Raw genomic sequence first — 6,152 nt, 5'->3', positions numbered from 1 at the left:
CAAGAGCCCGGATATAAGCACGCAATCACACTAATAATGCTAAAAGTGGCTTGTACAATTGGAGGAGTCCATATAAGGCGGTTTATCCACCGAGGGTTTATGTGCTTCGACAAATACTCGTTGAAGAATTTATCCCTCTAACCTAAGCCCAAAGCCCGACATAAAAACAACAAGATCGCTGTGTAAAACAGCTCCTACCTAAAGATGAAACCGAGCAAAAAGCCGATACTGGCTTTTTGCTCTTCACATTTAGCACTGTTAAATAATTGTCTTACGGGTTCTTAGGCGATTAAAGTTAACGTAAACCTTTTTACCACAGTCTAATTTAACTGTGAAACCCGAATACTCCTCTTTGATTTCAATGAGTTTTTCATAATTCTCTTGGAAGTAGGTCTTCGTCGGGATGGATGCGTCTTTAAAGCTGATAAACGCGCCGTATGCCCCTTCAATGGTGGTGTCGCGGCTAACGTCAATCCAATCAAGCGCACGGTTTACATAGCGGTATACTGGGTTTGCTTGACCAAGGCGTTTACTGTCGTAACTGCCGTCGTATTTTAACTCGGTATTCCACCAAGTTTGGTATTGAATGGTGTACTGCGCAGTAGTATAAGGAAAGGCAACACGCTCCTTAGCATCATCACACGTATCATTGGCATAAAACTTACCCGAAATGGCTCCTAAAGTGACATAACTAAATAGTCCAAGTGGGGCATTTTGTGCAAACAGTAAAGGCGATGTGAGTGAACGCAATAGCGCCAACTTGCCTTGTTCGGTAAGGCCAGACTCACGCACTAGCTTTGAGGTGATCTTGTGTGGCGCTGGGGCATCAAAATCTGGTGTAAATGGTTCGCCATCAAGGCTTGCAGCTAGCGTTCCTTTTAATCCCACTTTTTTGAGATTAGCCAAGGAGTTTCGTGACCAGTCAGACATCAATGCTTCGCTATAATTCTGCTTGGTGTCCGTGCCCATCACCTGCACTTTAGCAGTGGGAAAATACTGCTTAGCAAACTGAAGCAGCGCCTTTTCGGAGCCTTGCCAATAACCGTACATAGTGCTTGGGTGCGCTAACGTTTTTTCGTAACCAGATGATTTTTCACTCTCGCTAATATCTGGTATGGCGTTGATTTTTAGGTTAGTACCAACTAAGTTCTCGGTATCCTTTCCTGTATCGTTAATCGCATCTTCCCACTGGCTGAGCAGCTGCCAAGTTGCTAAGTCTGTAGAGCCAACTGCCTCATTATTCCAGTTAATTTCAAAGCGGTGGATTTCGTCAGGTAGCTCAAAAGCTTTGACTCTAAACTCTGTCACAATCCCATAACTTAACGCCCCGCCTCCGCGCAGTGCCCATAAAATCTCCTTATTTTCGGTTTCAGAGACTTCAACTCTTGAGCCATCTTGCAAAATAACAGTCGCACCAACGAGTGACTCACAGCACATCCCTTTTGCTCGCGTCCACGGGCCCCAACCACCGCCTTGAATATACCCAGCTAACCCAACCGTGGCGCAAGTGCCGTGCGGAATAGTTAACGGCGGAATATCCTTGTAACCAGATTCAGCAAGCTTTGGGACTAATTGATAGAACCGATAGCCCGAGCCAATATGTGCGATATAGTCATCGCCTTCTTTCTCAATGGAGAAGTCTTTTAAACCGCTTAAATCCAGTAGCACCACATCAGTGCCGCTGCACTCCCCTTCGTGATCATGACCGCCAGAGCGCACTCGAATGGGTAAGTTATAGGCTATCGCTTCTTGATAGGCGCGCATCACATCATCGGTGTTATTACACATCACAATCACCGAGGGCGAAAACTGAAATCGTGTGTTAAATATAAGCGCTTTAGCTTGATATTCTCTAAAGCGCTCCATCGAAGTATCACCCGTTGGCAATAACGTAAGTAACTGCTTTTCGGAAAAACCATGTTTGCTTTCTAACGCGAGTATAAATCCTTGTGTCGCGCGCCAATAGCGGTAGATACGCTTTTGTGCTTCTTCTAACTGAGATTCAGGGATTGGTTTATTGGATTGTTTAGGCATTGTTGTTTCCTTGCACAGTGCTATTTCCACATGGACAGTCGTCCACTTTGTTACCCGTAATGGCTTCGGCGAGATCTTGTATCGCTGGTGCGAGATCTTTTTTATCAATATTGACTTTAATGAGGTACGGCTTACATGGGTTTTCATGAAGCGCAGCAAAAACCCCATTTAGATCCGCGACGGTCTCTACATTCAAATATTCGACAAAATATGCATTCGCTAATGATTTATAGTCCCAACGATGCAGATCATCAAATGGTGCAAATGCGCCCGCAGGAGTAAACGCACAGATATCAACGAACGACTGCTCAATTGCATACACTTGGTTACTCATTACAAACACTGCAGTATTGAGTTTGTTATGACTAATGCTAGACAGTGTTTGGCACATCATCATAAACCCACCGTCGCCGGCAACCACAACACTACGTCGATTATCAGCCAAGGCTGTGCCAAGTGAGCAACCGGTTTCATGACCTAACGACCCCCAAGCTGCATCACTAATAAAGCGACTTTCTTCAATACCAGTTAAACGCGCCGCCATATAAAGCGAAGAGCTTTCACCTAAAATAAGGTTGAAGTCACGCACCTTTTGGCATTGGGCTAGCTGCTTTTGGTATGTGCAAAAGAAGTTTTCGTAGCTGATGGCATCGCAATCATGTACGGAACTATTCAAATAGGGATTTTCCGGCAACGAGCAATGCGCACGATGCTGCATCGGATAATGCTCAATATACACCGTTAAATCATCAATAAACTGTGCTAAATCGATACCGCTAAAGCGCTCGCAGTTACCAATTCTTGCTTCACCCATATTCACGCGGATCAATTCGTTACCTTGCGTTTTTAACATGGTCAGGTAATCGTCGGTGAATATCGCTCCCAACGCTAAAATGCAATCTCGTTTGCTAACAAAATCAAACGTTTCAGGCCATGATGCTTCACCCGCATAGGTGCCAACAAACAACTCCTTCCCAAGCCCTTGCGCCTCACTTAATACTGATTTGGCTAGCGTGGTCGTGGTATACGGAATATTGAGATTACAGAGCAAGCTCTCGACTTCCCTTTGTATGCCAAGCCGCGTGATCTCAATGCCTAATAATACCAATGGCTTCTCAGCCTCTTTGAGCCGGTTGATTACTTTATCGAGTAAACTTGCCATCATCGCAGGATTAGATGCAGGTTTTGGGATCACTAAATGGCCATCTGGTTTATCACAAGCTGCGCCCCACACGTTTTGCCATGCTTCTAGATAAATAGGCCGCTTTTCACTCATGGCAAGGCGTAACGCATTATCAATAATCTCAGGAGCAGAAGCAGGATCCGAAAGAATTTCACTGGCGACAGTGACGTTTTCAAACACCTTTTTATCAGCGCTATAGTCACCGGTAGAGTGATGAAATAACACGCCTGTTTCTTCAATATCTACACGGTTTTCAGCCGATGGGCTTGCCGATATAACGACAACAGGATTACGCTCGACATAAGCGCCTGCGATGGCGTTTAATACACTGAACGTGCCAACGCCATATTGCACCGACACCGCGCCAATTCCACGGTATCTTGAATATCCTTCCGCCGCATAGCCTGCCCCTAGCTCGGTTACATCACCTATTGCGTCAATACCAGGAAAGTTATCAAGAGCAGTCATGAATTCTTGCACATAGTCACCTGGCACTTGAAACACCTTATCAAGGCCCAACTGCTTTAATCGCCACAGTAAATGGTCGGCAACCGTAAAATTAGCGGTACTCATGATTAATACCTCGATAAGCGAACTCTGTGACTTCGTCTAGCGTATCTGAACTGGCATTTGGCTGTTGCTCAGAATGTTGACATGAGCACCCACCTTTACGGCAATCTACTGGTAAGTAGTTGTGGTGTGACTCAAGCCACTGTTCATACTGGGCTTTGTCTTTGGATAACCAATTAGGCGTTGGTAAAGCAAAGAACTCAGCCAATGTTGATTCAGCCGTATTTAACGCCCCTTCAACCCAGCCTTGTTCATAGGAGTACGCTTCGCCAACAATATAGATTTCTTCACTCGCAACAGGGTGGCGCATTCTGCACATGATCTCATCGAGACGATAATTGGCTTTCCACTCATGCCAGCCACCGCCATAAGGATCATCTCCCCATTCTTGGTAGATTGCTGAATATGGCATTGGGAGTGCTTTTTGATTATGTAACGCTTGAATTTGGCGATGTGCCGCTTCCACCATCCCGGTGGTAATTTGATACTGGTTTTTAGGTACTATCTCATTTTCGGTATAGCCTTGTGCCCCATAGGCTGGCATATAGCCTTGGTAATGCTCGCCCTTTTCTAAACCTTTCCAGTAAGGGATAGTGCCAATATCATTGTAAGAAGCCATTAGCAGCGAGTTGGTATTAGGCTCACCATAGGTATGCTCTACTTTACATACCTGTTCGCCTTTTTCGTTGGTCTCGTATTCAAGGCATTCTTTTTGATCGCATTCCGTGCCCATGTAATAAGTTTGACGGATTGGTAAGTCAGTGACAGAGCGACCAGCAACAAGGCCCAAACTGCGCCACCAAGGTTGCTCGTAAGCCATAAACATCTTAATCGCTTTTTGGATAAGCACAGACGGAATGTTTTCTTTCAACCAAGGGTCGTCAAAGAACGGCGATTCAATCAGCTCAAGCGAGCGTCTTGGCATAGCCAAAATAAGCCGCTTCACTTTGATGCTATATGCTGGAGCATCTTTATCGACCACTTTCCCACCGCTATTCACTTGTGTTGGTTGAAAAGTGAGTTCATAACGATACTCGCCACAATCATGCAGCTCAATTTTTGCAAGTCGATGCAACATATTAACGCGCTTACAGCGGTCAAGGCAGCCCGGTGCCGCTGCAAACTCTTCACATAACTTCAGCGGTAACGCTTGAAAACCATCTTTGAGGGTCTTAAATACCGTATCATCGCTATATTCAGTGGCAGGCAACTGAGTAACCGCACTGGCATTCGCCACATTAGCATCGTAGCCACCCGCTTCTTTCATAAAAAGATATGCTTCGTTACTCAACACATGCTCAAGCAAGTTCCAAAAGCCAAAGCGCCAGATTTCCTTGCCAAACACTTTGACTTTCATCTGCTCTGCAAGAGACATATCGGCAAATCCCGGGCAGATGAGGTTCATGACTTTAACTTGAAGATCTTCCGGTCCATAGCCTCGCTCTGTTTCTTCAAGCTTGTATGGGATTTTATCTGGACACTCGGCGAAATCACGATATCTAAAATATTGTCCGCGCAGGTAAAAGAGGTTGTTTTCACTGCCTGCTTCAGGAGAGCTTTCTGCATTTGAGGGGTATAACGGCAGCTTTGAGCCCATTGGGAAGTCTTTGGTTTGGAGTTTTAGCTCATCCACCAGCGTACTCACCATCACATGATCGTCAGGAATAAAGCGCATTCCACCAAGCTCAGCCACAACGTTGGGCAACCCCGGAAGCGTGCGACTGTACAAACGACCACCGATACGATCGCTATATTCAAATAAGCCTATGCGATGTGTATCACCAAGTTCTTGCTGAAGACGCCATGCACTATATACACCCGATACACCGCCACCCACAATGGCAATATCTAGTTCTTTATTCATTTTAATATGCTCCTTTAAGCTATTACTTTAAAAGCATATTTAAGGGTCGTGATTTTATCTATTACACCGAGTTACAAGAGATTACAGAGACATTACAGCAACTGCAAAAACCACTTTTCCCTAAACAAGCATAGATATGTAACCCAATGTTTTTAGCCAAAATGCTTAGCTAATCGCATTTATTTTGATTAACGCAAATGCCGTGCAAACGGCAATGACTCAACTCGGTGAAGAAATCGGCATAGTCCTACTTATTTCTTATTCCGCCTAAAAGATGTTTATTAATTAAACAAGTCACTTAGCATGATCTTGGTTTTCTTTTTCACCAATTAGCGCTGACTCGATTAAAACAATTGAAATGAAAGTTTCACAAAAAAACTTCTAAAAAACTCAATTTTTACGCAAACAAACATTGACCTTACCACCGTGGCAATCTTTACAGTTATTTAACTTGGTAGATTCATCCTTAAGGTGAAGTTGACTTTTTATTAACCTCACTTT

Annotated in this window: 3 protein-coding genes; all 3 read right to left on the bottom strand. The window is 44.5% G+C overall.

The window, feature by feature from the left end:
* Window positions 1-258: 258 nt before the first annotated feature.
* Genes NO992_RS19480 through NO992_RS19470 form a run of 3 tightly spaced genes read right to left on the bottom strand, consistent with a single transcriptional unit; the run spans window position 259 to window position 5,651 of the window.
* Window positions 259-2,034 carry an FAD-dependent oxidoreductase gene (locus NO992_RS19480; protein ID WP_371379996.1) on the bottom strand — a complete coding sequence of 592 codons (1,776 nt, stop codon included), beginning with the start codon at window positions 2,032-2,034 and terminating at the stop codon, window positions 259-261.
* On the bottom strand, window positions 2,027-3,790 hold the full coding sequence (locus NO992_RS19475) for a thiamine pyrophosphate-binding protein (protein ID WP_371379994.1): 1,764 nt from the start codon (window positions 3,788-3,790) through the stop codon (window positions 2,027-2,029). The genes NO992_RS19480 and NO992_RS19475 overlap by 8 nt, the downstream gene beginning before the upstream one ends.
* The gene (locus NO992_RS19470) at window positions 3,777-5,651 is read right to left on the bottom strand and encodes an FAD-dependent oxidoreductase (protein WP_305777058.1); all 1,875 of its coding nucleotides are present in this window, start codon (window positions 5,649-5,651) and stop codon (window positions 3,777-3,779) included. The genes NO992_RS19475 and NO992_RS19470 overlap by 14 nt, the downstream gene beginning before the upstream one ends.
* Window positions 5,652-6,152: the final 501 nt, after the last annotated feature.

The organism is Pseudoalteromonas sp. DY56-GL79, from assembly GCF_041414765.1.
In the GTDB taxonomy this organism is placed as follows: domain Bacteria; phylum Pseudomonadota; class Gammaproteobacteria; order Enterobacterales; family Alteromonadaceae; genus Pseudoalteromonas; species Pseudoalteromonas piscicida.
The sequence above is the reverse complement of the archived record's forward strand: the minus strand, read 5'-3'. Positions and strand labels throughout refer to the sequence as shown.

Bases quoted from the DNA above. Each gene is read 5' to 3' on its own strand.
- NO992_RS19480 (WP_371379996.1), bottom strand. From the start codon at position 2,034: ATGCCTAAACAATCCAATAAACCAATCCCTGAATCTCAGTTAGAAGAA.
- NO992_RS19475 (WP_371379994.1), bottom strand. From the start codon at position 3,790: ATGAGTACCGCTAATTTTACGGTTGCCGACCATTTACTGTGGCGATTA.
- NO992_RS19470 (WP_305777058.1), bottom strand. From the start codon at position 5,651: ATGAATAAAGAACTAGATATTGCCATTGTGGGTGGCGGTGTATCGGGT.